The sequence below is a fragment of the Bacillus sp. FSL K6-3154 genome (assembly GCF_040869395.1).
Lineage (GTDB): Bacteria > Bacillota > Bacilli > Bacillales > Bacillaceae > Bacillus > Bacillus safensis.
Genome location: NZ_CP152033.1, coordinates 2,275,238 through 2,301,526, shown reverse-complemented (window position 1 = coordinate 2,301,526; position 26,289 = coordinate 2,275,238). Strand labels below are relative to the sequence as shown.

Genomic DNA, 26,289 nt, shown 5'->3' with positions numbered 1-26,289 from the left:
GTCAGCTTTGCGTTTATTTAATTAAATCCCGGATCGCGTACCACTGTTCCAGTAAATGTGACTCTATATTTTCCTAATCCTAATTCTTCAATAGAGGTTTGTTTTAATATCCCTACCCAGCCATCCTCTGCATATACAATACTTTCTGGGATGTTTGATGTCGTATATGTTCTTGTTACTGAAACAGTTCGACTGGCCTGAGCCGTTACTTCACTGTTTGTTTGCTCCTTTGCTTCCACTGGAGCAGTTGTGACCCCAGCACCCGTTAAGACAATTGCTCCAACCAAAACAGAAGACATGACCTTTTTCATAAAAAAATCCCTCCCTTTTTTGTTGAACGTATAAACTATACCATAATTTAGAACTTTTGTAAGTTTATTTTTTCATTTTTTAGAAAATTATGCTATCATTGTCTTATGCTGGATAGAGAGTGTTACATACTTCTATGCATTTATCCTCATCTCAATCTAGTGAAACAATTGTGAACGGAGGTGATTTCATGAAAAAATGGCTCATCTGTTTTCAACTTGTTTTCCTCTTCACCTTGACGACCACACCACTTGCTTCTGCTGCTTCATGCCCTACAGTGAAACCATGTGTTATTGATCCTTAAGCATAAGAAAAGGCCGATCAAGCCTATTCTCTTGATCGGCCTTTTTATTTATTTTTGCTCTGCTTCCCAGCGGGCAACCTCTTCTCTTACTTTAGGAGCCACTTCTTTTCCAAATAGCTCAATGGCTTTCAGCACTTGATCATGCGGCATTGAACCAACCGGTACATGAAGCATAAAACGTGTGATGCCTACATTTTTTCTAAGGTGAATGACTTTCTCTGCCACTGTATCTGGATCTCCTACATACAGCGCGCCTTCTAAAGTTCTCGCTGCATCAAACGTAGAACGAGTATAAGGTCCCCAGCCGCGCTCTCTCGCTAATGTGTTCATCACATGCTGTGTAGATGGGAAGAATTGATCTGCTGCCAGGTCTGTTTCTGCCGCAACAAATCCATGAGAATGTGATGCTACAGTTAATTTCTCAGGGTCATGTCCAGCGTGCACTGCCGCTTGCTTGTACAGCTGAACGAGCGGTGCGAACTGTCTAGGACTTCCGCCAATGATGGCAAGTACAAGTGGTAACCCTAGTAATCCAGCACGTACGACAGATTCACGGTTTCCTCCACTGCCGATCCAGATTGGAAGCGGATCTTGAACAGGTCTTGGGTACACCCCAACATCCTGAATGGACGGGCGATGCTTTCCGCTCCATGTTACACGCTCTGACTGCTGTAATTTCAACAGCAAATCAAGCTTTTCTTCAAATAATTCTTCATAGTCATCCAGGTCATAGCCAAAGAGCGGGAATGATTCAATAAATGAACCACGGCCTGCCATAATTTCTGCACGTCCGTTTGATAGTCCATCCAGCGTTGCAAAATCCTGAAATACACGAACAGGATCTGCTGATGAAAGAACTGTCACTGCACTTGTCAGACGAATATTTTTTGTTTGTGTGGCTGCAGCCGCTAAGACGACAGCTGGATTCGAAGCGGCGAAATCCTCACGGTGATGCTCACCTACGCCAAATACATCAAGACCGACTTGATCTGCTAAAATAATTTCTTCTACTACTTCTCGAATACGCTGTGCGTGACTGACTGTTTTTCCTGTTTGAAAATCGGGTGTTGTTTCAACAAATGTACTAATTCCTAGTTCCATGATGGGAACCCCCTGTCTTATAAATATGTCACAAATTCAGAAACTGGCTTTCTATAGCCTCTCGCTTGTCTGCTCTCTACTTTTTCTTTTCCGAGTGTAATCATTAACACAGGAACCAAATCTGATTGAATGTTTAATACCTTTTTCATGGCTTCGGGATCAAATCCGATCATCGGGCAAGTATCCCAGCCTTTATTTTTAGCGGCAAGCATAAACAGCATGGCAGATAAGGAAGCATTGCGGATCGCCTCTTCCTTCTGGAAATCGGCTCCTCTCTGCACATAAAAGCTCATGGTCTCTCTGACCATTTCTTCATATTGCTGCGCATTGATAATGCCTAGCATTTTTAGGCCTTCATATATGTTCCCTGCGTGCTCATAAGCTTTTGGATCTCCGAGTACGATGATCACTGCTGAAGCAGAGTGCACTTTATATTGTCCAAATGCCGCTTCTCTTACTTGTTCTTTCAGCTCTTCTGTTTGGACGACAACATATTGTGTATGCTGCAAGTTAAAAGCGGATGGTGCCAGCTTGACCTCTTCAAATATGCTGTTAAGCTCTTCTCTCGAAATCGAGATATTAGGCAAAAAATTTGATGCGGATCGTCTTTCACGTACCAACGTATCAAAGCTGAGTGTCATCTTGTTTCCCCTTTTCGCGAAGTTGTTTTGCACCTAAACCGATTTTTTTCAGTAATTCAATGAGCTGCTCTTTTTCTTCTTTTTCAATAAAGGCTAGATTTTGCGAAATGACCTCTGTGTGTTTAGGGAAAATATCGTCAAACAATTGCTTCCCTTTTTCCGTCAGCCGTACATGAAATACCCGCTTATCTGAAGGCGCACATTGCCTTTTCACCAGTTCTTGTTTTTCTAGTTTGTTCACGACATATGTCATGCTTCCACTTGGGATTGAGAGGATATCGCTAATTTTTTGAACAGGGTGAGGCCCTTTACTGTAGAGCAATTCAAGGATCTGAAAGTTTTCAAATCCGATATCATAACGTTCAATGTCTTTTTGGATATTTGTAAAAAGGGCTTGATAGGCTTTCATCCACACGCGGAATAGCCTTAAATCTAATTCATGATCATGCTGCACCATGGCAACTACTCCTTTTTCAAGAAATCCTAAAACTAGGATAAATTTATCCTAACACTAGGATATTTTCTTGTCAACGAGTTTATTTCATAAAAAAAAGACCACCTTGGTTCAGTGATCCTCTTCTTTTAAGATAAAATGCATTTCAGCAATTTGTTTATATTGATGTACATCCTGTAATGAAAACTTGGATTCCAGATCCGCCGGCGAAAAGAGAGGAATTCCTCTTCCAATGATGACAGGTACGATTTGAAGAAAAAGCTCATCAACCAATCTTTCTTTTATGAAAGATTGAAGCAGTCCCCCGCCGCCGACAATCCAAATATTCCGGCCTGTTTCATTCTTTAATTTTTTCACAAATGATAAGACATCTTCGCGAATGATATGGGTTCCTTCCAGACTGTCTTGTAACGTACGTGACATGATATAACATGTCTTTCCTTCATAAGGAAACTCATCTGGTGACAGCTGAAGAACTTGTTCATATGTATTGCGCCCCATGATCAGCGTATCGACTGACGCATAAAAGGTGTCGTAGCTCGTTTCTTCTTCGCCCTCTGTCCCTATCAGCCAATCGAGCCGATGATCCTCTCTCGCTAAATATCCATCGATACTCATCGCCCCATAAAAAAGCAGCTTCCTTTTCTCACTCACTCCCACCACTCCCTTACTTCAAATAAGAACATATATTCTATTTTATCAAAAAGGAAAGACAAAAGCTACATAACTTTTTACGATTCCTGTTCCACCTTGAGGAGAAGCTCGTATAATTTATGCGCGAGGTTGCCGGCATCAATGGTCATTTCTTCGTGAATCCATTCCTCGAGTACACCCACGACACCAGACACGACAAAAGAGGCCTCTATTTGCTCATTCTCTGTAATCGGCCGCTGATCAAGCTGCCATTCTTTCATGATTTTTTCTTTGAAAAATGCTTTGAATTGGTTTGTTGTTGGACCATTTGGTTTTACAAATAACGTCAACATATATTGATTCTCTTTCAAGTACTCCGTCGTTTTGTTTAAAAAGGAAAGCATATCAAGAGGGTCCTGACTTGGAAAGGTTTCATCATATAACCCTCCGAGCTGATCGAATAGTTCTTTCTCAAGCTGTTCATATAAATCAAACACATCTTGATAGTGCAAATAAAAGGTTCCCCTGCCTAAATCCGCTTTCCTTGATAGCTCTGATACCGTAATCTGCTGCACTTCCTTTTCCTTTAACAGCTCAAGGAAGCTTTCCCGAATGGCTCTTTTTGTTTTGATTGTTCGTCTGTCCTTCATGACAACCCCTCCATTGTTGAACAATCAGGCGCCAAATGTCTATTTATGAACAGGATCTCATCCATTGCCGATGTTCGATTGGTTTACTTCTTATTATACTCAACACATGTTCAATAATCTATATGTGTTCAGTAAAGGAGGACCAATATATGTTTCATTTTAGACTTGCTAGAGAGGATGAACTGCCTCAAGTGGCAGAGTTGTTAGATGATTCGTTTCAGGACTATTCATTTTTTGACCTATTATGTGAAAAGGTCTCAAACCGGTCTGCTTTCGCTCGTCAGCTGCATTTGGTCAATACAAAGGTGTATTTTCAGCATCAAATCTGTTTGGTCGGGGTTGAAAACGAGAACATTGTGTCTGCTGCCCTTTTAAAGCATCCGCGTCTTCCTGAACCAAGCGTCATGGATTACGTGTTATCAGGTGGGTTAAAGCTGCTCTTCATTGGCGGTATATCGGCGGTTCAGCATGTGTTCCGTGTGTTAAAGGAGGCGAAAAAGGCATGTTCTTCCTTAAAGCAGCCTTACTGGTATTTAGAAGCACTTGTCGTGGCAAAAGACCAGCAAGGAAAAAAACTCGGAAGCCGCATGTTAAAGCAATGCCTTTTTCCCTTTATCGCCCGGCAAGGCGGCGGACTGTTTACACTGATGACACACAACGAGGCCAATCGTCATTTCTACCGAAAAAATGGCTGGATGGAGTTTGATGAAAGGGTACTGCACGGAAAGGAAATGTCCTTGGAAAGCTGGAGCTATAAAACCGTGATTAAATAAGGTATCCTCTTCAGGTGATGATATAATAGAGTCAGTTCAATCAATGATCATACTTGGAGGAGAGACTGATGATACGACGACTTGATCATATCGTGTTGACTGTACAACATATGGAGGACACCATTCGCTTTTATACAAACGTATTAGGGATGAAGGAAGAAACTTTTGGTGAAGGCCGTAAAGCGCTTCGTTTTGGTTTACAGAAGATCAACCTTCATGAAGCTGGTCATGAATTTGAGCCAAAAGCGGCTCATCCTCTTCCTGGTTCTCATGATTTGTGCTTTATCACCGATTTAGACATGGACAGTTTGCTGCTGCACCTCCGGAAGCAAGTGGTCCCCATTGAAGAGGGGCCGGTCAGACGCACAGGTACATTAGGTCCTATTGAATCTGTTTATATCCGTGATCCTGATCTGAATTTAATTGAAATCTCTCGATATATAGAGGAGGGTGATCCGTCATGACTCGTATATTTTTGAGACCGATTGAAGAGCAAGATTATCCTGGTATTCAAAGAGGATGCCAGCATGCAGAAACACTTTATATGACTGGCACACGCAAAACGTTCACACTAGAAGAAATTCGCTCCGCCTATACCCGCTTTTTGCAGGATGACAGCAGACGAGATTTCGCCATTTGTCTACTAGACACGAAAGAGATGATTGGAGATGCGGCGATTGTGGACATTGATCCAATCAATCATACGGCAAGCTTCCGCATTGCGCTTCACGGGCCAGAGTATTTTCAAAAAGGCTATGGCACTGAAGCTGTTCGGATGGTTCAAGCATTTGCCTTTGACACATTAGAACTCAACCGTCTAGAGCTTGAAGTCTTTTCCCACAATCCAAGAGCCTTTCGAAGCTATGAGAAAGCCGGATTTCAATATGAAGGAAAAAGACGCCAAGCGCTCTATTTCAACGGTACATACTCAGATGTCATCATCATGGGCATCCTTCGTGAAGAATATAAAAACATGATGGATACAGATGCTCCTGCTTAAGAAGGGTCATCTTTTTTAAAAAATTGAATCCCAGTGACGATGATTAAACAAATGATGGAAGAGAGAACGATAGAGATACTCGCTAGACTAAGCACCATGCCTTCCCATCTGCCAATAAAAAAACTAACAATCAATAAAACCAAACCAAATAAAATCAAGCATATTGGGACAATGAACCCCGCATGGCGCTGCCGGCGTCTTTTCCCTGCCCACCACGAGAGACACAAGACAACGATTGTAAAAAAGGCGGTTTGCAGCCAGAACATGTGATATCAACTCCTAACCCATAACAATGGAGGTACTTCAAATGAACATTAGACCCATTGAGCAAAAAGACAACCCGTATATCGCAGCGATTATCCGCCAGTCACTAGAATCAGCGAATCTAGCGATTGAAGGAACAGCCTACACTGATCCCCAACTTGACCAGCTTTTCGAATACTATCAATCATTGACTCATGCAGCCTATTGGATTGCTGAAGAGCAGGGTGAGATTGTGGGCGGTGTAGGGATTGCTCCATTTACAAAGGGAGTATGTGAATTACAAAAGCTTTATTTAAGTCCAAAAGCACAAGGAAAAGGTGCGGGCAAAAAACTGATGGATACGGCACTGGAATATGCCTCTGCATACTACGAAGCGTGTTATTTAGAAACCCGCCGGGAATTAACAGCAGCTATAGGCCTTTATCAGCGATATGGCTTTTCTCTTCTTTCAGAACCGCTTGAAGGCTCTGAGCATTCTGCAATGGATGCTTGGTTTCTCAAAACCTTCTCATCTTGAACCATAAAACAATCGATAGGTTTTGAGCCTCTGAAAGCCTAACTTCTCTGCTAGTTTGATTGAAGCTAGGTGATGGACATCGCAATCCCAATGCGGCGTCCTCTCTTTTTCAAGACAGATGCTGATCATATGCTGAGCTGCCAGCAGCGCCAAATCTTTTCCGCGATAAGACTCATCTGTCCAAATATCTATCTCCGCACGATCCATACTTGAAAAAATAGAGACGCATTCACTTACCACGTTCTCTCCATTTAAAATGGCAATCCCGATTCCCTTTGATAGAAAACGAGCTGTTTCTCCCCAATAGGCTTCGTAATAGCTAGGAGGGAAAGCACTGCTTGCAGTCATCACCTGCTCATTTGTCCGCTCTACTCTATAGCCTGGATGAGGCTGAGTGGCATGAGAATATGCCTGTGAATAAACGTACGCATGTCTTTCCATTTCATTCAGATGTAACCCAAGACATTTTTTCATCATTGCATCTGTTAATGGATTTGCTGAAAATAAGGTGAATCGGCCGTTTTGTCTTTTCTGCCTTTCGTACACATCCACAATGAAGGCTGAGCAGCGTAACAGCTCCGCTTCACTCCTTCCTGCTACATAATAAATGCCGCATGAAGCTTCGAGAAAATAAACAAGCGGATGCGCTTCATCATCTACATAAAGATGTCCTTGTATCATGCCATCCATGACCGCATCTACAAACACTGGATATGCCGGATCGATCTGTCTAATTCCTTTTTTCATTAATGGTGTCTTTTGCTGCTTCAATAGATGCACGATGCTCCCTCCTATCCTTCCATTATAAAGAAAAAGCAGCTGACATAGAGAATTCTTTGCAAAAAAAGGGATTTTGCAAAGGCGCAATTTTTTTAAAAAAGAGACCTCATTTAAAAGGTCTCTTACATTCTGGATGATATTATTCTACTCATGCTTCTTCTGTCACCTTCCCCTTCCAAATCAGGGTTAAGCGACTGTTTTTCGTCTCGTTCTGTTGATTTTACCGACAAACATATAGCCATATTTATAATGATTCGCTAACCATGACAATAGGATAGATCCAGCAATTGCTAGTGCTGATATTATGATTGTCCCTACAAAGAATGGATAATCTTTTAATTGTCCCCATAGCAACACAGAGATACCTAGAAAATACCCGTGAAGCAAATAGATGGTGAATGAATATTGACTAATGACAGCTACGAAAGGTGGAACGCTTTTCACTTTAGAAAACAAGAGAAAACATAAGAAGACAATACTGATTGTATAAAGAACAACGTCTGGCCTCTTAGAAGAAGGCTCGAAAAAGCCTACATATGAATTGCTTAGAAGGGTCGCTGCGGAAATCAAAACAAGTCCATACACGGCATACTTAAAACGATGAAGTCTTGTGATAAACTGCTGATAATTCACTCCACAATAATAGGCTAAACAAAAATAGAATAACCACCCTGGAAATGGAATCCATTCTAAGCCAAACATTGGATTAGGTAATTGAGGTTGTGGGATTTTGACGAGGTTCATGACACTTAAATAACCAACTGTGATGATAAAGGAGATCGGCAATACCCATTTGGCTGAGGTACGCTTAGCAATTTTGTGAAAAAACATATGCAAAAAGTAAAATTGAAAAATAATCAGAACAAAATAACCAATATAATTTCCCAATAAGACATTTGCTGAAGCTCTTTTAAAAAAGTCAGCTGCCCCTCCATTTAACGATGCCGAATGCATAAATCCATCGACAATCCCAATAAATACAAATGGGAAAAAGATGGCTTTCACTCTCTTCCACATAAATCCTTTAGGTGTACCATTTGGATAAGCATGCGCCAATAAAAACTCAGAAATGAAAATAAAACTCGGTGTACTGAACATGAGTAGTGCTACAAGAATCGATGATGATTGAGGACTAGATAAAATGGCTATTGCATGAATGAGCACAACACTCAAACACGAGATACACCGAATAAAAAAAATCTCTTTAATTTGCATTGAAAATCCCCCTCCTGTATTTGGTAAAACATGTATTAGATTAACATGAATAACACCTTATCAACAGGGACCTTGTGATTATATTCAAAAATCTATCCAAAAGGAACAAAAAAAAGAGCCCTAGTTAGAGCCCCTAATCTAATCAGATTCAACCGTTTCCTTCCCTTTCCAAATAAGGGTTAAGCCTAATCCAAGAAATAAGACAACACCTGCGAATAAAAATGGGAAATGAATATTTTGATCGAATAAAATGCCGCCAAGTGCCGGCCCGAAAATCGTACCTAGACTTGTGTAGGTGGAGTTCATCCCTGCTACAAATCCTTGCTGGTTGCCAGCGATTTTGGATAAGAAGGTCGTTAATGCTGGACGCAATAAATCAAACGCAAGGAAAATGACACATGTGACAATCAGAACAACCAAAAAGCCTGAAACAACGGTTGAAACGAAAGCAAGGACAGCCCCGATAATCAGACATAGCTGAATGACTCTTTTTTCTCCTAGGGCATTTACCAGTTTACCAAACACAAGTACTTGGATGATGACTGCCACAATCGAGCTGACGGTAATGATGACGGCAATATCTTTTGGACCAAATCCAAACTTATGATTTGTGAACAAGCTAAAGACTGTTTCATATGCAGATAGTCCAAATGCGAGGACAAACACAATGATAAAGGCGATGAGGTAGCTTGGATGAATTGATTTTTTCAAATCTTTAAAGAAAGTCGATTCTTTCACTTCATTCATTTGCTTCTCTCGCTCTTCTTTTGTTAAAGGCTCCTTCAGCATAAACATAGACGAAATGACGGCAATAAACGCAATTCCTGCCGCAAAGAAGAATGGCAGGCGTACGCCGTATTCTGCTATAAACCCGCCAATTCCCGGGCCGATGATAAAACCGGTACTAATGGCCGCAGAGACATAGCCCATCGCCTTTGATCTTTCTTGAACGGTCGTAATATCTGCGACATATGCAGTGACAGCCGGCATAATAAATGCCGCACTAATACCGCCTAGAAGCCTTGCAAAATACAGAACATACACGTGTGTACCAAGACCAAAAACGAGTTCTGATAACGCGAATAGAAACAGCCCAGACACAATCATAATCTTTCTTCCGTAGCGGTCTACCCATCTACCTGCAATAGGTGATGCGATGAGCTGGGCAACGGCAAACGCCGCCACAAGGTATCCCATTGTACTCCCTGTTAGATGCATGACATTCATGAATAGCGGCATGACAGGAATAATGAGACCAATGCCTAAAAACGCAATAAATATATTACTTAATAAAATCACGAGTACTGCTTTTTGCTCACGAATCGGTTTTTGCATGATGTTTGTTTCCCCTTTACTGACTCACTTGTTACTCATGATGGTTGATCCCGTGAATAAACAATGAGATCGCCTCTTTTTGTAACTCTTTCTTCTGCTCAATGGTGTCATTTTTATATAACACGTCTAATCCATAAAAAACGGAAAGTAATATTTTCACTTTTGACTCCACATGCTGGATCGACCAGCTGCCATCTTCATTTCCCTCAAGTAAGATATCTCTCATCACATCATCAAAATCGACATCAATCTTGTTCAGCCGCTCCATGACTTCGTCTGATGTAAAAGCACTGGCACAAAATTCCTCACTCGCTCTCATTAATGGGTAGTTAATGCCCATTTGACTGAGCATCTCTGCAAATGCAGCGAGCTTATCGACAGCCCGGTGCTGTGTTTTCTTCTCCTCATGCCACGTTTCCATCATCAAACGGTGATCCTCTTCCATAATATGAAGAAACAAAAACTCTTTTCCTTTGAAATGATGATAGAGATTGCCTTTACTCACCTCAGCAGCCTCTAAAATATCGCGCACGGATGTTTCTGAATATCCTTTTTTCGCAAATAAATCACGAGAAGCGGTGACGATTTTTTGCTTCGTCTTCTCACTCTTTCCAGCCCCGCTTTGTGTACTTGTCATGTGTCACAATCCCTTTCTACCCTGCATTTCTTCATACGGACAAAATAAAACCGACCAGTTGGTTTATTTTTTTATTATAAATGGATTTTTATCATAATACAATGAAAAAGGCATTGACTTCATAAGGAGTGATTCATGTGAAAACAAACAGAACAGTCATTTGCGCTATCACCAAAAAGGACTTATACGTATTTTTCTTCTGCGACCTTTTCATGGCTACTTTGGCGTACTACGTGTTCAAATTCAAGCCAACGACATTTTATGAATGTGCGGGAATCATGGGAAGTATTCTTTGTCCCTTTTTGATGAAAAAGTGGATATACCGATGATCTCCCTTTCAGTATATCCGTCATTCATTTAACTTTTCTTTATATTTAACTTCACTTAAATATAAAGATTGCCTATAATAGAAAAGAGGTGATGTCATTGGATGAGGAAATCATTCATTACGGTAAAAAGATCATTGAATACTCAAATGCTCTAGGCTCAATTTATGTAGAAGAGTATCAGCGATTTTTAAAACATGAGTATGCAGATTTATCAGCCAAACAAGAGCTGACACTTGAGCTATTGCGCACGAAAACGAGAACAATCAATGAATTAGCTGATTACTTTTCGATTTCTGCGAGCGCAGCTAGCCAGCTTGTATCAAAGCTTGAGAAGCTCGGCTATGTCAAACGAGAAATTAATCCACATAACCGAAGAGAAATCATTGTTGATTTTGCTCAAAAGGGCCATGACTATCACAAGAATACGGAAGACATTCAACTGCACCTTATACAAAAATATTATGCAAAGCTTCCAAAAGAAGATTTAAAAACATTACTATCTCTATACGAAAAAATCTATCAGATTGCAAAAGAAGCGCCTTAATACGGTGTTTCTCTCATCAACACTTAAGTTATCTAAACTATTAAGGGGATGAAAATATGCAAAGCATTCATTTACAAGATGGCCGGTACATCGGTTTGACTCAATACGGTGATCTTGAAGGGTTTCCAGTATTCTTTTTTCATGGGACACCTGGATCAAGAGTGATGTTTTTAGATGATGATCCAATCTCTCAAGAACTCGGCATTCGTCTCATCTGTGTTGATCGACCTGGATTTGGTTTATCTACCCCTCTACCTGACCGTACAATTTTAGACTGGGCAAAAGACGTGCTAGAAGTGGCAGATGATCTTGGTATTCAACATTTTTCAGTGATGGGTGTATCTGGAGGCGGCGCATTCGCTGCTGGTTGTGCCTATCAATTGCCGGATCGCGTCCTTTCAGCTGCACTGATCTCAAGTACAACCCCTTTTCAGAACGGGAAACCGCCGAAAAACATGCTGAAAGAAAATAAATTAGCCTTTTTCCTTAGTAAGAAGTTTCCTTGGCTATTGAAAGCAAGCTATCATTCCCAAAAGAAAATGATTGAGAACAAACCAGAGAAATTTAAGAAGCTGGCCAAAAACGGTAACAAGCATTTACATCCGTGGGATCGGCAATTCCTTCAAACCGATGAGCAGTTAGAGATGATGATGACCCATTTATACGAAGCAACTCGTCAATCGGTGGATGAATGTATTCGTGAACCCATTTTACTCTCGAAACCATGGGCATTCGATATGAAAGATATTCAAATCCCTGTTGATGTCTGGCACGGAAAAGAAGATACAATGGCTCCATTTGTAGAAATAGAAAAAATAGCTCAGGCGATTCCAAACGTCAAAACCCATTATATCGATCAAGCAGGGCACTTTCTTACTGATGTAGACGATATTTGGCGAGATATTTTACTCTCTTTAAAGGAGCGTGCTGAACTTCAGGAACATGCATAAAAAAAGACCCAATATGACTTGGGTCTTTTTCTTCATTAATACTGTTCATAATACCTTTGCACTTTAACTGGATCTTTTGTCTTCGTTAGTGCCAGCATGAGCAGAATACGTGCTTTTTGCGGGTTTAATGAATCAGACGACACAAAGTGATGTTCATCATCCGTTTTTTCATGGGTGACAATTCCATTACCCGTACGGCTTGACCTCACAAGAACCACATCTTTTTTCACTGCATCTGTTGCCCCTTTGATGGCTTCTGTTGACATCGTTCCATTTCCTACTGCAGCGACGACAATCCCTTTCGCACCTGCTTTTACTGCTGCATCATACATATATTTTTGATCATTTTGATAGCCATATAAAATATCGACTTGCGGTAATTCTTTTATCTTTGATACATCAAATTCACTTTCAGTCGTATGTTTTCTTGTCGGTTCGTTATAAAAGGACACCACTTCACCAGTAACTTCTCCGATGTATCCTTGCTCAAGTGACTTGAACGCATCGGTTGTGGTCGTGTTTGTTTTCGTAACAAATCGAGCTGATGCAATTCGGTCATTTAATGTGACCATGACCCCTTTGCCCTTTGCTTCTTTGGTTGATGCAATTTTCACCGCATGATACAAGTTAAGCGGACCATCCGCACTGATTGCGGATGCTGGTCTCATTGAGCCAACGACCACCACAGGCTTATCACTTTTAACAACCAGATGTAAAAAGTAAGCTGTTTCTTCAAGTGTATCTGTTCCATGCGTGATGACAATGCCATCTACTTGATCATCTTTTAATAGTTCATTCACTCGCTTGGCTAATTTTAAAAGAAGAGCGTTATCAACATTTTCACTGCCGACATTCGCAACCTGCTCACCCGTGACATTTGCAATATCCTTCAGCTGTGGAACGGAAGCAATGACTTTATCAATGCCGAGTGAACCAGATTTATAGCCCGTCGTATCTGTATCACTGTCTGAACTGCCAGCAATCGTCCCGCCCGTGGCTAATACCTTAATATTTGATAAGGACTTATTCCCTGTTTCAACCGCCTTGTTTTTCTCTTTTGTTTCATTGGATACGTTTTCTTTTTCGCTTTGAGTATTCTCTTGAGTGCCTGTGTTCGCACAGGCTGCTGTCACCAATAATAAAACAGAAAGAAGGACAGCACCTAACCATTTTGTCATGTTCATTGGATCATCTCTTTTCCTCATTTGATGGATTTCATGGCTAAATCTCTTTCTATAGGCTTTACTTTATACCATACCTTCATTCATCGACATGAGGCTAAAGATATAGAACCAAATAAAGGTAAAAAGGTCGTTATATTAATGATTTATTCAATTCTTATTACCTAAATTTGCTGTAATTCAGTTGAGTATTGAAGGTAGCGTATTTTAAAAATAACCGATGCTTGATAATGAATTTATGATAAAATATAGTAAATTTTACAAAAAAGGAGTATACATTTTGCATTCGCTTCAACCCTTTTACAAAATCCTCATCACACTATTCATCAGCTCTATTTTACTCGGCTTGTTTGTCTGCTTATTTCCACCTATTCAAGCTGAACCTGCGTTTCTGATATTTTATATTCCTATCTTTTTTGTTTTTTATTTCGTCTTTGCGGTTCCTTTGCAGTTATTGTTTTCTTTGCAGCCAAAGGCTTTCCATCCTCTTTATTTAGCTGCGTATTTACTGATTGCAATGGTTGTCATGCTCTTTTTCATCGATGGTATTGGGAGCCAGGCGTCTTTACCAATTATCATCATGAGCAGTCTTATCTACTGGACTTGTGATTCTTTGTTTTATCAAAGAATGCATGAAAAAAACACCTAACGCGAAGGTGTTTTTTCATTTTCTTTAAAGCATGTCTATCTTTTTCCCATCAAATAATCGGTATCCATCTTGAGCGATCTTCCTAGGACGTACAAAATCCTGTTCTGTATAGTAATGAAGGGCAATTTTGTGATGCTTCATCGCCTTCACTTGTTACATTCCTCCTTTGCTTGACCACACAGTCAATCACACCATAAAAAAATCACTGAGGATATCTACCTCAGTGATGGAATCTTTATTTCATAACTGTACCAGCGTGTGAAAAGATCGGATCTTTTAATTCAAATTCGAATGTCTTTCCGTCCACAATACCGACTGTTTTTTCACTGTCATAAAGCTCAAGCATACAAGCTGCCATTTCTTTTGATGTATGATATTTCTTGAAATTGCCTTCATATTCAAATTCGTCAACATCCAATGAACGCTTTGCAAATTCTGATTCTGTCGCGGATGGCGCTAATACTTTTGCCTGTAATTTGGCTCCTTTTCCTTTCAACTCTAGGGCCAGCCCTTCTGTAAAGGCGCTCACGTAAAACTTCGTTGCTGAATAGGTGACGGCATTGCCGACGACTGTATAACCGGCTCGTGAAGAAATGTTAATGAGCTGCGCTCCCTCTACTTGCTCATAATCACGAACAAATAAAGTGGATAGAATCGTTAATGCTTCGATATTCAGATGAAGCATGTCCCCAATTTTACTTAAATCTTGTTCTCCTATAGAGCCAAAGTGACCAAACCCTGCATTATTTATAAACGTATCCAGCTCATAATCTGATAATGATTCATAAAATGAATACACTTGCTCTTTGTTTGTTAAATCGACTGACTGTATGACTACTTTGATATCGGGATATTGATCATGAATCTTCATCTTCAATTCTTGGAGTTTATCAAGCCGGCGTGCAGCTAATATAAGATTTTCCCCTCGTGCTGCAAAGGCGAGAGCCGCCTCATATCCAATACCTGAGCTTGCTCCTGTAATGACTGTATAGCCCATTTTATATCCCCCTATTCGTGTCTTCTAACTGGTTAAATTATAACGACAGCGTTTCGCTCAAGTCAATTTTGAAGAGAGTCAAAGGGCATTATGTCTAACTGAGATACAGCTCCTCAGTCACTTCCTTTTGAATCATTTTGGAGGATGTCATGTTGAGATTTTTTTGTTCATTTTTGAAAAACCAATTGGTAGGAATGTTCAATTACCTCCACTACAAATGAGGATGGAATGTCTGCATGAAGGTAAATGGAATTCCAATGAGTCTTATTCATATAGTAGCCAGGGATAATTCCTTGAGGAAAGATATCTGACCCTTTTTACATTCACTTTTCTTTTTCAGAAACAGTAATAAAAGCACAGGCTCATTGTCTCCTGTGCTTTTGAATCACTCTGCTTTTTTATTCAAACGCTTTCTTTAGTTGATCCCCCATCAGATGCCAAGCCCCTTCAGCTATGGCTAAATCTCCGGCGTGCGTGAAGCCGTGTGGAACGCCTTTAAATTGTCTGTACGTGACGTCTATCCCAGCTTCTTTTAACTTGCCAGCATATTGCTCAGCTTCTTCAGCCAGCGAATCCTTCTCTGCTGTGATGACGAGAGCTGGAGGCATTTGTGCCAAGGATGAACGATCTGCAAAAACCGGAGAAACGAGCGGATTGCGCGGATCTTGGCCTTGCAGATAGAAGGAATTAAAGAGTCTCGCCAATTCAACTGGAATCGCTTCTTCAAACGCTGGCTTTTGTGCTGGATCAGTGGCTAGATCAAGCGGCGGATAATCAAGCACCTGATAAACAATTGGGAGTGTATTTCCTTTTTGAATATTCAATAGACAAGCAGCCGTTGCCAAATTTCCTCCTGCACTATGTCCGCCAACGGCTAATGCATTCCGATCGATTTGAAGCTCGTCAGGATGTTCATACAACCACTTCAGTACATCGTAGCATTCATGAAGAGCGGCTGGGAAAGGGTGCTCAGGTGCAAGCTGATACTCGACATTGACGACGATACATTGCGCCCGGTCTGCAATGACTGGACACCATGGATTATCCATTTCAGCACTGCCCATGATAAATCCGCCACCATGTAAATTCACAAAAACAGGAAGCGGCTGCTTTGATGTGTTCACTGGCTTAAACACCCACACCTTTGTTTCGCCAGCACTTGTTGGAATGTCATATTCCATTTTGTTCACATCAGGAGGATTTACTGGCTTTAGTTCCGATTGACTCGCTAATGAATCTTCAGATGGCTGGCGTAATGAAGCAGCGATTTTGATTTGTTCTTCTAAGTTCATGATCTCAGACTCCTATCTTATTCATTTCTTAGTTACTCATTCGTTTCCTTTTCCTCCTACTGAATCAGCAGCAATTTTCATTTGTTCACTTTTTACCTATCTCCCCTTTTTCTCTCTCTTTGAAACAACCATTGAACAAATAAAAAAGCACTGCGGCGCTATGTCCACAGTGCTTTTCATTTCTCTTATGATACTTGCTGTTCTACCTTCACTCGTTTAATGAAGAAGGCAATAACCAAACCGATGATCGTCATGATCACTGCAAAAATAAATGCATGCTGGACGCCATTTGTAAAGGCAAGCAGTTGATTCATCGGATTTGCGGGATCAGACACATTTTCCATAAAGCTGCGGGCTCCTGATGAAAGGATCGAGATACCGATCGCAGTACCAATGGCTCCTGCCACCTGCTGCAATGTATTCATAATCGCTGTACCATGCGGATATAGCTCTGGCGGCAGCTGATTCAATCCATTTGTTTGAGCAGGCATCATGATCATCGCAATTCCGATCATTAATGTAATATGAAGGGTTACAATGAATCCAATCGACGTATTCACACTTAGATTCGTAAAGCCAAACATCGTCGCTGCGACAATGACAAGACCTGGAATGACAAGCCATTTTGGACCAAATTTATCAAATAGACCACCCATGATTGGGGATAGCAGTCCGTTGATAATTCCACCTGGCAATAGCATTAAACCTGCTGTAAATGTAGAAAGCGCCAAGGACGTTTGCAGATACAATGGCAAAATCATCATAGCAGACAGCATCACCATCATACACACTAAAATCAAAAGTAACCCAATGACAAACATCGGATATTTAAACGGGCTTAAGTTCAGCATTGGTTCTTTCATGTTCAACTGTCTTAAGGAGAACACGAGAATCCCTATGACACCAACTACAATAGCAACGATGACATGCATACTGCTCCAGCCGCCGCCTTCTCCAGCACTGCTAAAGCCATACACAATTCCGCCGAAACCAATGGTTGAAAGCACAATTGATAAGATGTCGATTTTCGGTCTTGTTGGTTCTGTAATATTTTGCATAAAGATATAACCAAATACGAGTGCAGCAATTAATAAAGGAAGTGAAATCCAGAAAATCCAATGCCACGTCAGCGATTTCAGAATAAGACCAGAGACGGTTGGGCCGACAGCTGGTGCAAACATGATCACAAGACCAATAATCCCCATTGATCTGCCTCGTTTATGAGGCGGGATGATGACCAAAATCGTATTAAACATCAATGGCAGAAGCAATGCTGTGCCGACTGCCTGCACGACACGTGCTACCATTAATATACTAAAGACCGGCGCAACCGCCGCAATAAATGTTCCGATAATTGAAAAGACGAGCGATGTAATGAAAAGCTGTCTTGTCGTAAACCATTGAAGAATGAGTCCTGAAATCGGTACGAGAATACCAAGTGTTAATAAATATCCTGTTGTCAGCCACTGAGCAGTCGTCGCTTCAATTCCAAAGTCTAACGTTAAACTTCTCAGCGCCATGTTTAATGCCGTTTCACTGAACAGGCCAATAAATCCAGCCGTGATAAAAGAAATAATAATGGGCAGCGTTCGAATTTCAGAAGCTGCTGCTTTCTGTTTGTCCATATTAAGTTGGCTCCTTTTCTTTTTCAATTTAGATGAACCTTAGGAAGTCAGGGTGGTCAGAAATGAGCCACTTTCATGTCTATTGAAAGACGGATAAAATCTGTTTTTCTGCAGCAAATTGAGCAATTTTTTCGATTGAATAGCCAGATTCATGTATATAAAACATGAGCTCAGGCGTCATTGGAGAGGACATACATAACATTGTCAGTTCTATATCCTGTATATTTGCTTCTCCTTTTTCTCTCGCTTCCTCAAGCAAATCACGAATGATTTGTCTAAGTGATTGACTGTAATGACTCTCATACACTTTACTTGTCTGCTCTAAATTCCCAGAGATTGTGAGCATCCGAATCCAGTCTAGATGGTGACCGACGATCAGATGAATTTCTTCGAGAACATAGCGCAAACGTTCACGAACCGGCTGATCACTTATTTTGCTCAAGTAAAGATGCAAAGCTGGGATCAGCTGTTCAAATCTCTCCCCAAGGATAGAAAGGCACAAATCACTTTTATTGGCGTAGCGGCGGTATAAAGTGCCCTGCCCAACACCAGCTGTTTTCGCAATTTTATGCATGCTGACATTTTCTACACCAAATTCTTGAAACAAGGAGAATGCGATCTCTTCAATTTCCTCCCCAATATCCTTTTCCACCATGCTCACCTTCTTTACCTTCATCCACATGACACTTATCTCTATGTGTTAAATCAAAACACTTTAGGTTTTTCTTAGGACAATTATCCCGATATTATCTTACGGACAACTGTCCGCAATGTCAATCATTATTTTTCACTTATAATCCTTCTTTCAATTCTATTAAATAATGCACACTGTTTATCATTATTTAGACCGATTTTCCCTTTTGAAAGAATCATGTATGATCAATAAAGAAAGCGCTTCCATAAAAGGAGAGGAGAATGCGAATATGTACCGTATGAAACGAATGTTGATGCTGCTTGTCACTGGATTAGTCTTGAGTTTGTCCACATTTACACCGGGTGCCTCGGCACAAACGGGTGGATCGTTTTATGAACCTTTTAATAACTATAATACGGGGTTATGGCAAAAAGCCGATGGATACTCGAATGGAAACATGTTTAACTGTACGTGGCGTGCAAATAACGTGTCGATGACATCATCAGGTGAAATGCGTTTATCGCTTACAAGTCCCGCCTATAACAAGTTTGACTGCGGAGAAAACCGCTCCGTTCAAACGTACGGCTATGGGCTATATGAAGTCAACATGAAGCCAGCCAAAAATGTGGGGATCGTCTCTTCTTTCTTCACTTATACGGGACCGACTGATGGCACGCCTTGGGATGAGATTGACATTGAATTTCTAGGAAAAGATACGACAAAGGTACAGTTTAACTACTATACCAATGGTGTAGGAAATCATGAAAAGATCGTCAACCTTGGTTTCGATGCAGCGAACTCTTATCACACGTATGCATTTGACTGGCAGCCAAACTCTATCAAATGGTATGTCGATGGACAATTAAAACATACCGCCACCACTCAAATTCCTCAAACACCAGGGAAAATTATGATGAACCTGTGGAATGGTGCAGGTGTCGATGAATGGCTTGGCTCCTACAACGGTGTTACCCCGCTCCACGCACATTATAACTGGGTGCGTTACACAAAAAGATAACTCTATCAAAAAAACCTGTGACAAGTCACAGGTTTTTCTTCGTTTAATTAGAATGAGTTTTCAGCTGATGAGCGAGTTTTTTCTCATGATTGTGGATAATATCTTCATAACTTTCTATTTTGAAATCCAATCGCTTAATGGTCTCTTCGATTTCCTTTTGTTTTTGGACGAGTCTTTCTCGTTCATTGACCAAAATGTTTTTTCGCGAAGATAACGTATGATCATCATCCTCAAAAAATAAGGCTGTATATTCTCTAAGCGCATCAATCGAGAGCCCTGCATTTCTCATACACTTGATAAATTCAATCCATTGAAGATCATCCTCTGTATAATCACGAATCCCATGATCGTCACGTTTGATTTCCCTAATCAAACCAATATTTTCGTAATATCTAAGTGTCGCAGTGGATAAATCGAGCTGTTTTGCTGCTTGTGCTATTTTCATTACGCCCTCCTTCTTTCTCTTACCTTCCGATCTCCCTTTCCTCATCATCTCCATTTTGAAAAAGAAAGCAAGATGCTTTTGGCTCAATTCTCGATTCAAGAATGTTGAATTCGTTATTACAGAAGGTTTCTTGTTGACTTATAGTTCACTTTAAGAAGTACAGTATAGAAGAAAGAATCGAATCTTATTTTTGAAAGGATGATCAAGAATGTGTCAGACGCACCAATCAAATGTTTTAAGTGTTTCACGCGCAAAAGCGAATTTTGAACGGACGACCATTGAACGAAGAGCGCTTCGTCCACATGATATTTTAATTGATATTCAATTTAGCGGGATCTGTCATTCAGATATCCACAGCGCTTTTGATGAATGGGGCGGCGGCATTTTCCCGATGGTTCCGGGTCATGAGATTGCTGGGGTCGTTGCAGCTGTAGGTGATGATGTGACGAAGTTTCAGATCGGAGACCGTGTAGGTGTTGGTTGTTTTGTGGATTCCTGCGGCATTTGTGAATATTGTCAAAATGGAGACGAGCAGTATTGCACAAAAGGGGTCGTCCAAACCTATAACAACCTTGACTATGACGGGAAACCGACTTATGGGGGCTATAGTCAAAAGATTGTCGTGACAGAGCGATTTGTCGTCAGCATTCCTGATCAACTGCCTCTTGATGCCGCTAGTCCTCTTCTCTGTGCTGGCATTACCACTTATTCTCCATTAAAACACTGGAAGGCAGGTCCTGGAAAAAAGGTCGCCATTGTCGGAATGGGCGGACTCGGTCATGTCGCCATTCAATTCGCGAGTGCTCTGGGCGCTGATGTGACGGTATTGAGCCGCTCTTTGAATAAAAAAGAAGAAGCACTATCATTTGGCGCAAAAGACTATTTTGCTACAAGTGATCCTGAAACGTTTCAGACACTAGCCGGTCAGTATGACCTCATTCTCAATACGGTCTCTGCCAACATTAATGTGGATGCCTATCTGTCCTTACTCCGTGTAGATGGAACCTTGGTGAACGTCGGTGCACCGCCTAAGCCGGATCAATTCCACGTCTTTTCATTAATTTCCGGCCGTCGCAGCATTGCTGGTTCACTCGTTGGCGGCATCCAAGAAACACAAGAAATGCTCGATTTCGCAGCTGCTCACAACATCGCACCACAAATTGAAGTGATTAACGCGAATCAAGTTGATGAAGCGTATGAACGTGTGCTGAAAAGTGATGTGCGTTACCGGTTTGTGATTGATATTGCTACGTTGTGATTGATATTTGTTTTAAGAGACTAGCCTGATTGGCTGGTCTTTTGTTATGTTTCAACCTTTTCCTTTTACACAGGTGTATGCAATGGACATTTCACAGCAAAAATCCTCTGAAATTCGCACAAAAAATATTGACATAAAAATAAAAACCATGTTATTATTAAAAATTTGGTTATTACACCTTCATTTGTGATACCCTTATAGTAGATACAATTTATGGAGGTGGATGAAATGTTTCAAATTGGTGATAACATTGTTTATCCAATGCACGGAACAGGCATAATTGAAGCCATAGAAGAAAAAGAATTCTCTGATGAAAAACAACAGTATTATGTGATTAAAATGTCAATCAGTCATATGAAAGTAATGATTCCAACACGGAAAATGTCAGGTTCACGTATTAGACCTGTTACAGATATACTGGCTTTAAAGAATGTGATGCACATTTTCCAGCATGGCAAATCAGATCAATTACTGACGTGGAAAGAACGACATACAATCAACACAAACAAAATAAAAACGGGTAACATCCAAGACGGTGCTGAAGTTGTGCGTGATCTTATGCGTATGAAGAAAGAGAAAGCACTAAATGCTAGTGAAAAGAAAATGCTGGATGATGCCCATGAATTTTTGCTAAGTGAATTAGAAGTCATCAAAGGGATTACAGAAAAACAAATAAAAAGTTTCTGTTAAGAACCTCTTCCACGCTCACCATTTTTGAATACATGTTCTCTACGAACATTTCCACCCTTCATTTTATTTAAAAAAGAATTTATTTAGGCAAATTCCGCATATTGTAAATCCAATATGCTATACTGTTGATAAACCTTTGAAGCATGAATTTTTTTACGATTACCTTGTAACATCTCCCTACTTGTACGCTGAGTAGGGTTTTTTATTAAAAAAATGCGTGAAAGCATAAAAAAACAGGCTCTCTACAGAGAACCTGTTTTAAAAGGATAAAGATTAAGCAGTTTTTTGAACGTTAGCAGCTTGAGCTCCACGAGAACCTTGCTCTACGTCAAATGTTACTTTTTGACCTTCGTCTAAAGATTTGAATCCGTCACCTTGGATAGCTGAGAAATGTACGAATACATCGTCGCCTTCTTCACGTTCGATAAATCCAAAACCTTTTTCTGCGTTAAACCATTTTACTGTACCTTGTTCCATGTTTGTTGCCTCCTCGTGCGTATACCACACAATGTATTATACTATCCTTGCCCAAAGTATCCTCAAGACGAAAAGTCTTTCTTCATGCTATCCTTTACGCCGAACAAAAATAATTATTCTTATTGTAGCATGAATCGGAAATAATTGCAATTTAGGATTTAAAAGAACAAAATCAACAATCCCACATAATTTTGTTCTTCTCAGACTTTAAGATATTTTTGCAAAAAGGGTGTTCAATCCGAAAGGAATAAACAAGTTTATAACGTCAATCCGTTTTCAGACACCTATCAGCTTTATTTAAAAATGGGTATAACGAAAACATTACTGTACTCTTAGAAAATTGATATCATTTTTATTTCAGCTAAGATTTAACATTTTTATTCCTATCTATTATTAAAGTTACTATAAGACTAGCTATGCTGACTATAGTTCCTGCGATAGAAACAACAATTGTCAAAAAGCCATCTGGAATAAGAAACCCTATTGGAATTAGCATCAGAAAAGATAGAACAATAAAACACTGGTATACACCAGATATAGTTCTCACAATCAAGTTACTGAAAAAGGACATCACCAAAGGAGGAATGAATAAAAATACCAATATTCCAAATGATATTATTAAGATGCGAGGCTGATCAAATGAAATAACATTATCTCCAGGAGAATTTTTGGCAGCTACTAGCAAAACAACTATAGACATCATGAGAGTAAGTAAAACAAGAGAAAGCCTTTTTATCATGTTATAACTCCTTTGGTTGATCTTATGCGACCTAATTTATTTTTAAAATTATCTCATTATTACCTTCATTTAACAATATAAAAGATGAAAGGAAACTCTTAATAAAAGAGCTTATTCAGTTCTTTTATGGACAACAATCGCATCATGATTGTCAACGATTCTTTAGAGGTAATTAAAGTTGCAATATGATTTCATACCTAAGATAATCTGATGTGGAATCGTTCATTCAAAAGTGAAATTAATATTAAAATGACCGGGCATATTTCCACTTAGCATACAATTGCTGTATCTTGTTATCTCTTTATAGTAAAAGAGCACATAAAAAAATACCAAAGGTACACGACCCTTGGTATTTTTTAGAGATGCCCGAGAGGACTTGAACCTCCCGGGGTTATTCACCCCTGACTCCGATTTGCACATATTTTGCACAAGAAAATCTATTTCTTTACATTTTCCGACTCAAGTCTATTTAACCAATTATCGACTAATGAGTTAAATACATCGGGTTGTTCAATCTGAAGATTGTGACCACCCATATCAAGCACCGCAAAAGTGGCTCTTGGATAATCTTCGATGAGCCGCCACGCATCGTGATATCCCACTACATTGTCCTGACGCCCTGTGATAATGAGCGTTGGATACTTAAGTTCAGATGAAACATCGAAGGTAAAACCATAACCATTTTGTTGAATGTTGTTGATGAAGTCATGATTTGTTTGTTTAGAAGGAAGGTAAATTTCATCTCGAAATCTTTCCCATTCCGTTTTTCCTTGCACAACTGCCAGGGAGCAAAATTCATCTGCCTCCTCTGAAGACAATTGTGATATGAAGCTGCTGTCACTTTTTAAAACCGTCGCCTCTGGTACGACTCTTTTATCGAATTCTGGTATAGTCATTGGCGCCACAAGCAGTAATCCACGAACAGTTTCCTGACGTGAACGAACGATGCCTCTGGCTATGTACCCTCCATATGAATAACCACAAACAATAAACTGTTCATCAGGGATAGCCTCGTCCAAAAGTCTCAATATCGCTTCTAGCATATCATCAGAGTTCTGAATTGACGGATGTGGCTTTGAATGTCCCATACCTGGTAAATCTATGTAAATTCTCTTCCAACCGCTTCGTTTTTCGAATATCGGTTCCAATGCATGTAACATTACTTGATGGTCAAGTGTCCAACCATGCAATATCACGATTGGATACCCATCTCCAATGACTTTATGGTAAATTGACATGTATTTATTTCCCCTTTCCTAGTAACCTCAACATTTTATCACAATTTTTAAAAAATTATTTGATTCACTGAATTTGATATCATCGCAAACTATCATATATAACTGTGTAAATTACTTAGGAAGCACAAAAAACCAAAGGTTTACCACCTTTGGTATCATTGATGCGACCGAGAGAACTTAAACCTCACAGTTTATTCACCCACTAGGTTCTTACTAAAATAATAGCATAACACTAGTTATAAAACCTGTCATTTCAAGCATTTGGTTTTTGGATGCTCTACTTACCCTTCTCCTTGTCAATAAAATAAGAAAATGCTTCATTAATTAATTCATATTCATCATTTGTAAAATTTTAATTTTACGATATTCTTATTCTCAGCTGCGTTTCGTCCTTTATTGTAAGTCTTTTGTTTATTTCCAGATATTAGTAGCAAATAAAAGAGCAGACATAAAACTATTCTTCCAACTTTGTTACTGTTTATTTAACTTCTTCGTAACCAGGTTCTTATATAAATCGATCCAACCCTCATCTCCATCGGTAGGCATCTGTACCTTTCCTCGCTTTCATTTACCTTTTTCATAGTATTATATAGCAGACACACACGCCCTCTTTATATACTACATCCGGGTCATACATAAAAAACCCCACAAAAACTTCATCATTTCAATGTAACCTTCATACTCTTCCATGACTCGAAAATACATATTTATACCATCCTTTATGATTATGAGGGTTTCTTCAACGAATTCTCTGCTGGAATACTTCCCTGAACTAATAAAAAGATTACAACTCTTTTTAAAAAGTTAGTGGATATAGATATCCCAAAACCAATAATAGATAACGCATCGCCTGCAGTTGGAAAGATTCTATTTAATGATACAAGTAAAGTTAGAGTAACGAATCCAATTAAAGAAATCATAATCGCAATTATGGTCAAGCGATAGGAAATACTCTCTTTTTTTAATCTATGTATAATTTTTAGAGAATGGATTTCATGAGCTGCAGCAATTAGAACCATTATTACAGAAATCAAAAATGACGATACACTTACAACAAATACAACGGAAGGATTGAAATAAAAGAATCGTACAATACCTAGGGTTAAAAATAAAAAGAAAAGAACTATTTGAGCTATAGCATATGATTCTTTTGGATTCATTTTTTGCTTTTTTCTAACGCATTATTATTTTTATCTAAATCTATACCAATCCTTTTATGAAGAAAACCTACATATGAAAATATTTCTTGTAATTCTTCTAATAAAACCTGCTCACTTTTACTCTTTGTTATCATGATACCTGTTGTATATGTAACGGATCTGCGTTTCTTAAACTCATGAACACTCAAAGTACCATATACAATACTATTTAAATTAAATTCAGCAATATAATTCTTTGTTTGCCTTAATGTATTATTTGAAATTTTATAAAAAGTCGGTGCTATTAACTTTATTGCTTCTATTTTATCTTCTACAACTAATGCAATGTTCATTATTTCATCATTAGGTAAATTCACCTTCGTAAAATATGCATTCATCTCTTCTTTGTAGTTATATTTTATTTTTAATTTATTCAAAACATTATCTAACATTAAATTAATTTTTGTCATT

The 26,289-nt window shown here is 39.5% G+C and carries 33 protein-coding genes and 1 pseudogene; 10 read left to right on the top strand and 24 right to left on the bottom strand.

The window, feature by feature from the left end:
* Positions 1–17 precede the first annotated feature (17 nt).
* From MHH61_RS11805 to MHH61_RS11780, 6 genes are all read right to left on the bottom strand, one after another.
* A complete protein-coding gene (locus tag MHH61_RS11805) occupies positions 18–311 on the bottom strand; it encodes a hypothetical protein (protein ID WP_025093551.1) in 294 nt (97 codons plus the stop codon).
* Between the two features lie 350 nt (positions 312–661).
* Positions 662–1,714: an LLM class flavin-dependent oxidoreductase gene (locus tag MHH61_RS11800; protein ID WP_024425426.1), complete on the bottom strand. Its 1,053-nt coding sequence runs from the start codon at positions 1,712–1,714 to the stop codon at positions 662–664.
* A 17-nt stretch (positions 1,715–1,731) separates the two neighbouring features.
* Positions 1,732–2,355, bottom strand: coding sequence for a nitroreductase family protein (locus tag MHH61_RS11795; RefSeq protein ID WP_125587415.1), 624 nt, complete (start codon positions 2,353–2,355; stop codon positions 1,732–1,734).
* Positions 2,339–2,812 carry a MarR family winged helix-turn-helix transcriptional regulator gene (locus MHH61_RS11790; protein ID WP_125587416.1) on the bottom strand — a complete coding sequence of 158 codons (474 nt, stop codon included), beginning with the start codon at positions 2,810–2,812 and terminating at the stop codon, positions 2,339–2,341. The genes MHH61_RS11795 and MHH61_RS11790 overlap by 17 nt, the downstream gene beginning before the upstream one ends.
* A gap of 108 nt (positions 2,813–2,920) precedes the next feature.
* Positions 2,921–3,463: a dihydrofolate reductase family protein gene (locus tag MHH61_RS11785; RefSeq protein ID WP_025093553.1), complete on the bottom strand. Its 543-nt coding sequence runs from the start codon at positions 3,461–3,463 to the stop codon at positions 2,921–2,923.
* Positions 3,464–3,540: 77 nt separating this feature from the next.
* The gene (locus MHH61_RS11780) at positions 3,541–4,092 is read right to left on the bottom strand and encodes a TetR/AcrR family transcriptional regulator (protein WP_125587417.1); all 552 of its coding nucleotides are present in this window, start codon (positions 4,090–4,092) and stop codon (positions 3,541–3,543) included.
* A gap of 149 nt (positions 4,093–4,241) precedes the next feature.
* Here MHH61_RS11780 and MHH61_RS11775 point away from each other — a divergent pair, with 149 nt between their 5' ends.
* The 3 genes from MHH61_RS11775 to MHH61_RS11765 all read left to right on the top strand — a co-directional run bounded on the left by MHH61_RS11775 (position 4,242) and on the right by MHH61_RS11765 (position 5,865).
* Positions 4,242–4,865, top strand: a complete 624-nt coding sequence (locus tag MHH61_RS11775) for a GNAT family N-acetyltransferase (protein ID WP_125587418.1) — start codon at positions 4,242–4,244, stop codon at positions 4,863–4,865.
* Between the two features lie 68 nt (positions 4,866–4,933).
* Positions 4,934–5,329, top strand: coding sequence for a VOC family protein (locus MHH61_RS11770; RefSeq protein ID WP_024425420.1), 396 nt, complete (start codon positions 4,934–4,936; stop codon positions 5,327–5,329).
* A complete protein-coding gene (locus MHH61_RS11765; protein ID WP_073204019.1) occupies positions 5,326–5,865 on the top strand; it encodes a GNAT family N-acetyltransferase in 540 nt (179 codons plus the stop codon). The genes MHH61_RS11770 and MHH61_RS11765 overlap by 4 nt, the downstream gene beginning before the upstream one ends.
* Here the strand turns inward: MHH61_RS11765 and MHH61_RS11760 are convergent.
* The gene (locus MHH61_RS11760) at positions 5,862–6,131 is read right to left on the bottom strand and encodes a YesK-like family protein (RefSeq protein ID WP_024425418.1); all 270 of its coding nucleotides are present in this window, start codon (positions 6,129–6,131) and stop codon (positions 5,862–5,864) included. The two genes, MHH61_RS11765 and MHH61_RS11760, sit on opposite strands and share 4 nt — an antisense overlap.
* A 41-nt stretch (positions 6,132–6,172) precedes the next feature.
* Between MHH61_RS11760 and MHH61_RS11755 the strand changes: the two genes are divergently transcribed.
* On the top strand, positions 6,173–6,646 hold the full coding sequence (locus MHH61_RS11755; protein ID WP_125587419.1) for a GNAT family N-acetyltransferase: 474 nt from the start codon (positions 6,173–6,175) through the stop codon (positions 6,644–6,646).
* Here MHH61_RS11755 and MHH61_RS11750 read toward each other — a convergent pair.
* The 4 genes from MHH61_RS11750 to MHH61_RS11735 form a co-directional block, all read right to left on the bottom strand.
* Entirely contained in the window at positions 6,638–7,426 is a 789-nt protein-coding gene (locus tag MHH61_RS11750; protein WP_125587420.1) for a GNAT family N-acetyltransferase, read from the bottom strand. The genes MHH61_RS11755 and MHH61_RS11750 overlap by 9 nt on opposite strands.
* Before the next feature lie 186 nt (positions 7,427–7,612).
* On the bottom strand, positions 7,613–8,641 hold the full coding sequence (locus MHH61_RS11745; protein ID WP_125587421.1) for an acyltransferase family protein: 1,029 nt from the start codon (positions 8,639–8,641) through the stop codon (positions 7,613–7,615).
* Positions 8,642–8,779: 138 nt separating this feature from the next.
* Positions 8,780–9,976: an MFS transporter gene (locus tag MHH61_RS11740; protein ID WP_125587422.1), complete on the bottom strand. Its 1,197-nt coding sequence runs from the start codon at positions 9,974–9,976 to the stop codon at positions 8,780–8,782.
* Positions 9,977–10,007: 31 nt separating this feature from the next.
* Positions 10,008–10,613 carry a TetR/AcrR family transcriptional regulator gene (locus MHH61_RS11735; RefSeq protein ID WP_122631434.1) on the bottom strand — a complete coding sequence of 202 codons (606 nt, stop codon included), beginning with the start codon at positions 10,611–10,613 and terminating at the stop codon, positions 10,008–10,010.
* 420 nt (positions 10,614–11,033) lie between these two features.
* Between MHH61_RS11735 and MHH61_RS11730 the strand changes: the two genes are divergently transcribed.
* The gene (locus tag MHH61_RS11730; RefSeq protein ID WP_025093559.1) at positions 11,034–11,486 is read left to right on the top strand and encodes a MarR family winged helix-turn-helix transcriptional regulator; all 453 of its coding nucleotides are present in this window, start codon (positions 11,034–11,036) and stop codon (positions 11,484–11,486) included.
* A gap of 56 nt (positions 11,487–11,542) precedes the next feature.
* On the top strand, positions 11,543–12,436 hold the full coding sequence (locus tag MHH61_RS11725) for an alpha/beta fold hydrolase (RefSeq protein WP_125587423.1): 894 nt from the start codon (positions 11,543–11,545) through the stop codon (positions 12,434–12,436).
* A 35-nt stretch (positions 12,437–12,471) separates the two neighbouring features.
* On the opposite strand, the gene MHH61_RS11720 is transcribed toward MHH61_RS11725, so the two are convergent.
* Positions 12,472–13,620 carry a type II asparaginase gene (locus tag MHH61_RS11720; protein WP_029707961.1) on the bottom strand — a complete coding sequence of 383 codons (1,149 nt, stop codon included), beginning with the start codon at positions 13,618–13,620 and terminating at the stop codon, positions 12,472–12,474.
* A gap of 277 nt (positions 13,621–13,897) precedes the next feature.
* Here MHH61_RS11720 and MHH61_RS11715 point away from each other — a divergent pair, with 277 nt between their 5' ends.
* Positions 13,898–14,266 carry a UPF0715 family protein gene (locus MHH61_RS11715; RefSeq protein ID WP_025093561.1) on the top strand — a complete coding sequence of 123 codons (369 nt, stop codon included), beginning with the start codon at positions 13,898–13,900 and terminating at the stop codon, positions 14,264–14,266.
* Positions 14,267–14,290: 24 nt separating this feature from the next.
* On the opposite strand, the gene MHH61_RS11710 is transcribed toward MHH61_RS11715, so the two are convergent.
* The 6 genes and pseudogenes from MHH61_RS11710 to MHH61_RS11685 all read right to left on the bottom strand — a co-directional run bounded on the left by MHH61_RS11710 (position 14,291) and on the right by MHH61_RS11685 (position 18,832).
* A complete protein-coding gene (locus tag MHH61_RS11710) occupies positions 14,291–14,416 on the bottom strand; it encodes a hypothetical protein (protein WP_277600443.1) in 126 nt (41 codons plus the stop codon).
* 85 nt (positions 14,417–14,501) lie between these two features.
* Complete coding sequence (locus tag MHH61_RS11705) at positions 14,502–15,263, bottom strand: SDR family oxidoreductase (protein ID WP_024427808.1); 762 nt, start codon at positions 15,261–15,263, stop codon at positions 14,502–14,504.
* A gap of 167 nt (positions 15,264–15,430) precedes the next feature.
* A pseudogene (locus MHH61_RS11700) lies at positions 15,431–15,559 on the bottom strand (MmcQ/YjbR family DNA-binding protein); the annotation flags it as partial.
* A gap of 102 nt (positions 15,560–15,661) precedes the next feature.
* A complete protein-coding gene (locus MHH61_RS11695) occupies positions 15,662–16,555 on the bottom strand; it encodes an alpha/beta hydrolase (RefSeq protein ID WP_125587424.1) in 894 nt (297 codons plus the stop codon).
* Between the two features lie 185 nt (positions 16,556–16,740).
* Positions 16,741–18,180 (bottom strand): DHA2 family efflux MFS transporter permease subunit, encoded by a 1,440-nt coding sequence (locus MHH61_RS11690; RefSeq protein ID WP_125587425.1) that lies wholly within the window; start codon positions 18,178–18,180, stop codon positions 16,741–16,743.
* Between the two features lie 79 nt (positions 18,181–18,259).
* Positions 18,260–18,832 carry a TetR/AcrR family transcriptional regulator gene (locus MHH61_RS11685; RefSeq protein ID WP_368004472.1) on the bottom strand — a complete coding sequence of 191 codons (573 nt, stop codon included), beginning with the start codon at positions 18,830–18,832 and terminating at the stop codon, positions 18,260–18,262.
* 271 nt (positions 18,833–19,103) lie between these two features.
* Between MHH61_RS11685 and MHH61_RS11680 the strand changes: the two genes are divergently transcribed.
* Complete coding sequence (locus MHH61_RS11680) at positions 19,104–19,832, top strand: glycoside hydrolase family 16 protein (protein WP_041116776.1); 729 nt, start codon at positions 19,104–19,106, stop codon at positions 19,830–19,832.
* Between the two features lie 43 nt (positions 19,833–19,875).
* Here the strand turns inward: MHH61_RS11680 and MHH61_RS11675 are convergent, their stop codons facing one another.
* Positions 19,876–20,277: a MerR family transcriptional regulator gene (locus tag MHH61_RS11675; protein ID WP_008346757.1), complete on the bottom strand. Its 402-nt coding sequence runs from the start codon at positions 20,275–20,277 to the stop codon at positions 19,876–19,878.
* Positions 20,278–20,485: 208 nt separating this feature from the next.
* Here MHH61_RS11675 and MHH61_RS11670 point away from each other — a divergent pair, with 208 nt between their 5' ends.
* Positions 20,486–21,535, top strand: coding sequence for an NAD(P)-dependent alcohol dehydrogenase (locus MHH61_RS11670; protein ID WP_047202481.1), 1,050 nt, complete (start codon positions 20,486–20,488; stop codon positions 21,533–21,535).
* A 228-nt stretch (positions 21,536–21,763) separates the two neighbouring features.
* The gene (locus MHH61_RS11665) at positions 21,764–22,225 is read left to right on the top strand and encodes a CarD family transcriptional regulator (protein ID WP_125587426.1); all 462 of its coding nucleotides are present in this window, start codon (positions 21,764–21,766) and stop codon (positions 22,223–22,225) included.
* A gap of 273 nt (positions 22,226–22,498) precedes the next feature.
* Here the strand turns inward: MHH61_RS11665 and MHH61_RS11660 are convergent, their stop codons facing one another.
* The 5 genes from MHH61_RS11660 to MHH61_RS11640 form a co-directional block, all read right to left on the bottom strand.
* The gene (locus MHH61_RS11660; protein WP_003214229.1) at positions 22,499–22,702 is read right to left on the bottom strand and encodes a cold-shock protein; all 204 of its coding nucleotides are present in this window, start codon (positions 22,700–22,702) and stop codon (positions 22,499–22,501) included.
* A gap of 361 nt (positions 22,703–23,063) precedes the next feature.
* The gene (locus tag MHH61_RS11655) at positions 23,064–23,441 is read right to left on the bottom strand and encodes a hypothetical protein (RefSeq protein WP_125587427.1); all 378 of its coding nucleotides are present in this window, start codon (positions 23,439–23,441) and stop codon (positions 23,064–23,066) included.
* Between the two features lie 437 nt (positions 23,442–23,878).
* Positions 23,879–24,679: an alpha/beta fold hydrolase gene (locus MHH61_RS11650; protein WP_125587428.1), complete on the bottom strand. Its 801-nt coding sequence runs from the start codon at positions 24,677–24,679 to the stop codon at positions 23,879–23,881.
* Between the two features lie 725 nt (positions 24,680–25,404).
* Complete coding sequence (locus tag MHH61_RS11645; RefSeq protein ID WP_125587429.1) at positions 25,405–25,839, bottom strand: hypothetical protein; 435 nt, start codon at positions 25,837–25,839, stop codon at positions 25,405–25,407.
* A complete protein-coding gene (locus MHH61_RS11640) occupies positions 25,836–26,288 on the bottom strand; it encodes a hypothetical protein (protein WP_125587430.1) in 453 nt (150 codons plus the stop codon). Before MHH61_RS11640 ends, MHH61_RS11645 begins: the two co-directional genes overlap by 4 nt.
* Position 26,289: the final 1 nt, after the last annotated feature.

Coding starts and splice junctions, on each gene's coding strand:
- MHH61_RS11740 (WP_125587422.1), bottom strand. CDS start 9,976: ATGCAAAAACCGATTCGTGAGCAAAAAGCAGTACTCGTGATTTTATTA.
- MHH61_RS11770 (WP_024425420.1), top strand. CDS start 4,934: ATGATACGACGACTTGATCATATCGTGTTGACTGTACAACATATGGAG.
- MHH61_RS11775 (WP_125587418.1), top strand. CDS start 4,242: ATGTTTCATTTTAGACTTGCTAGAGAGGATGAACTGCCTCAAGTGGCA.
- MHH61_RS11720 (WP_029707961.1), bottom strand. CDS start 13,620: ATGAACATGACAAAATGGTTAGGTGCTGTCCTTCTTTCTGTTTTATTA.
- MHH61_RS11705 (WP_024427808.1), bottom strand. CDS start 15,263: ATGGGCTATACAGTCATTACAGGAGCAAGCTCAGGTATTGGATATGAG.
- MHH61_RS11665 (WP_125587426.1), top strand. CDS start 21,764: ATGTTTCAAATTGGTGATAACATTGTTTATCCAATGCACGGAACAGGC.
- MHH61_RS11790 (WP_125587416.1), bottom strand. CDS start 2,812: ATGGTGCAGCATGATCATGAATTAGATTTAAGGCTATTCCGCGTGTGG.
- MHH61_RS11755 (WP_125587419.1), top strand. CDS start 6,173: ATGAACATTAGACCCATTGAGCAAAAAGACAACCCGTATATCGCAGCG.
- MHH61_RS11795 (WP_125587415.1), bottom strand. CDS start 2,355: ATGACACTCAGCTTTGATACGTTGGTACGTGAAAGACGATCCGCATCA.
- MHH61_RS11805 (WP_025093551.1), bottom strand. CDS start 311: ATGAAAAAGGTCATGTCTTCTGTTTTGGTTGGAGCAATTGTCTTAACG.
- MHH61_RS11655 (WP_125587427.1), bottom strand. CDS start 23,441: ATGATAAAAAGGCTTTCTCTTGTTTTACTTACTCTCATGATGTCTATA.
- MHH61_RS11745 (WP_125587421.1), bottom strand. CDS start 8,641: ATGCAAATTAAAGAGATTTTTTTTATTCGGTGTATCTCGTGTTTGAGT.
- MHH61_RS11735 (WP_122631434.1), bottom strand. CDS start 10,613: ATGACAAGTACACAAAGCGGGGCTGGAAAGAGTGAGAAGACGAAGCAA.
- MHH61_RS11765 (WP_073204019.1), top strand. CDS start 5,326: ATGACTCGTATATTTTTGAGACCGATTGAAGAGCAAGATTATCCTGGT.
- MHH61_RS11725 (WP_125587423.1), top strand. CDS start 11,543: ATGCAAAGCATTCATTTACAAGATGGCCGGTACATCGGTTTGACTCAA.
- MHH61_RS11660 (WP_003214229.1), bottom strand. CDS start 22,702: ATGGAACAAGGTACAGTAAAATGGTTTAACGCAGAAAAAGGTTTTGGA.
- MHH61_RS11670 (WP_047202481.1), top strand. CDS start 20,486: ATGTGTCAGACGCACCAATCAAATGTTTTAAGTGTTTCACGCGCAAAA.
- MHH61_RS11760 (WP_024425418.1), bottom strand. CDS start 6,131: ATGTTCTGGCTGCAAACCGCCTTTTTTACAATCGTTGTCTTGTGTCTC.
- MHH61_RS11695 (WP_125587424.1), bottom strand. CDS start 16,555: ATGAACTTAGAAGAACAAATCAAAATCGCTGCTTCATTACGCCAGCCA.
- MHH61_RS11675 (WP_008346757.1), bottom strand. CDS start 20,277: ATGAAAATAGCACAAGCAGCAAAACAGCTCGATTTATCCACTGCGACA.
- MHH61_RS11690 (WP_125587425.1), bottom strand. CDS start 18,180: ATGGACAAACAGAAAGCAGCAGCTTCTGAAATTCGAACGCTGCCCATT.
- MHH61_RS11800 (WP_024425426.1), bottom strand. CDS start 1,714: ATGGAACTAGGAATTAGTACATTTGTTGAAACAACACCCGATTTTCAA.
- MHH61_RS11680 (WP_041116776.1), top strand. CDS start 19,104: ATGTACCGTATGAAACGAATGTTGATGCTGCTTGTCACTGGATTAGTC.
- MHH61_RS11645 (WP_125587429.1), bottom strand. CDS start 25,839: ATGAATCCAAAAGAATCATATGCTATAGCTCAAATAGTTCTTTTCTTT.
- MHH61_RS11780 (WP_125587417.1), bottom strand. CDS start 4,092: ATGAAGGACAGACGAACAATCAAAACAAAAAGAGCCATTCGGGAAAGC.
- MHH61_RS11730 (WP_025093559.1), top strand. CDS start 11,034: ATGTCATTGGATGAGGAAATCATTCATTACGGTAAAAAGATCATTGAA.
- MHH61_RS11650 (WP_125587428.1), bottom strand. CDS start 24,679: ATGTCAATTTACCATAAAGTCATTGGAGATGGGTATCCAATCGTGATA.
- MHH61_RS11640 (WP_125587430.1), bottom strand. CDS start 26,288: ATGACAAAAATTAATTTAATGTTAGATAATGTTTTGAATAAATTAAAA.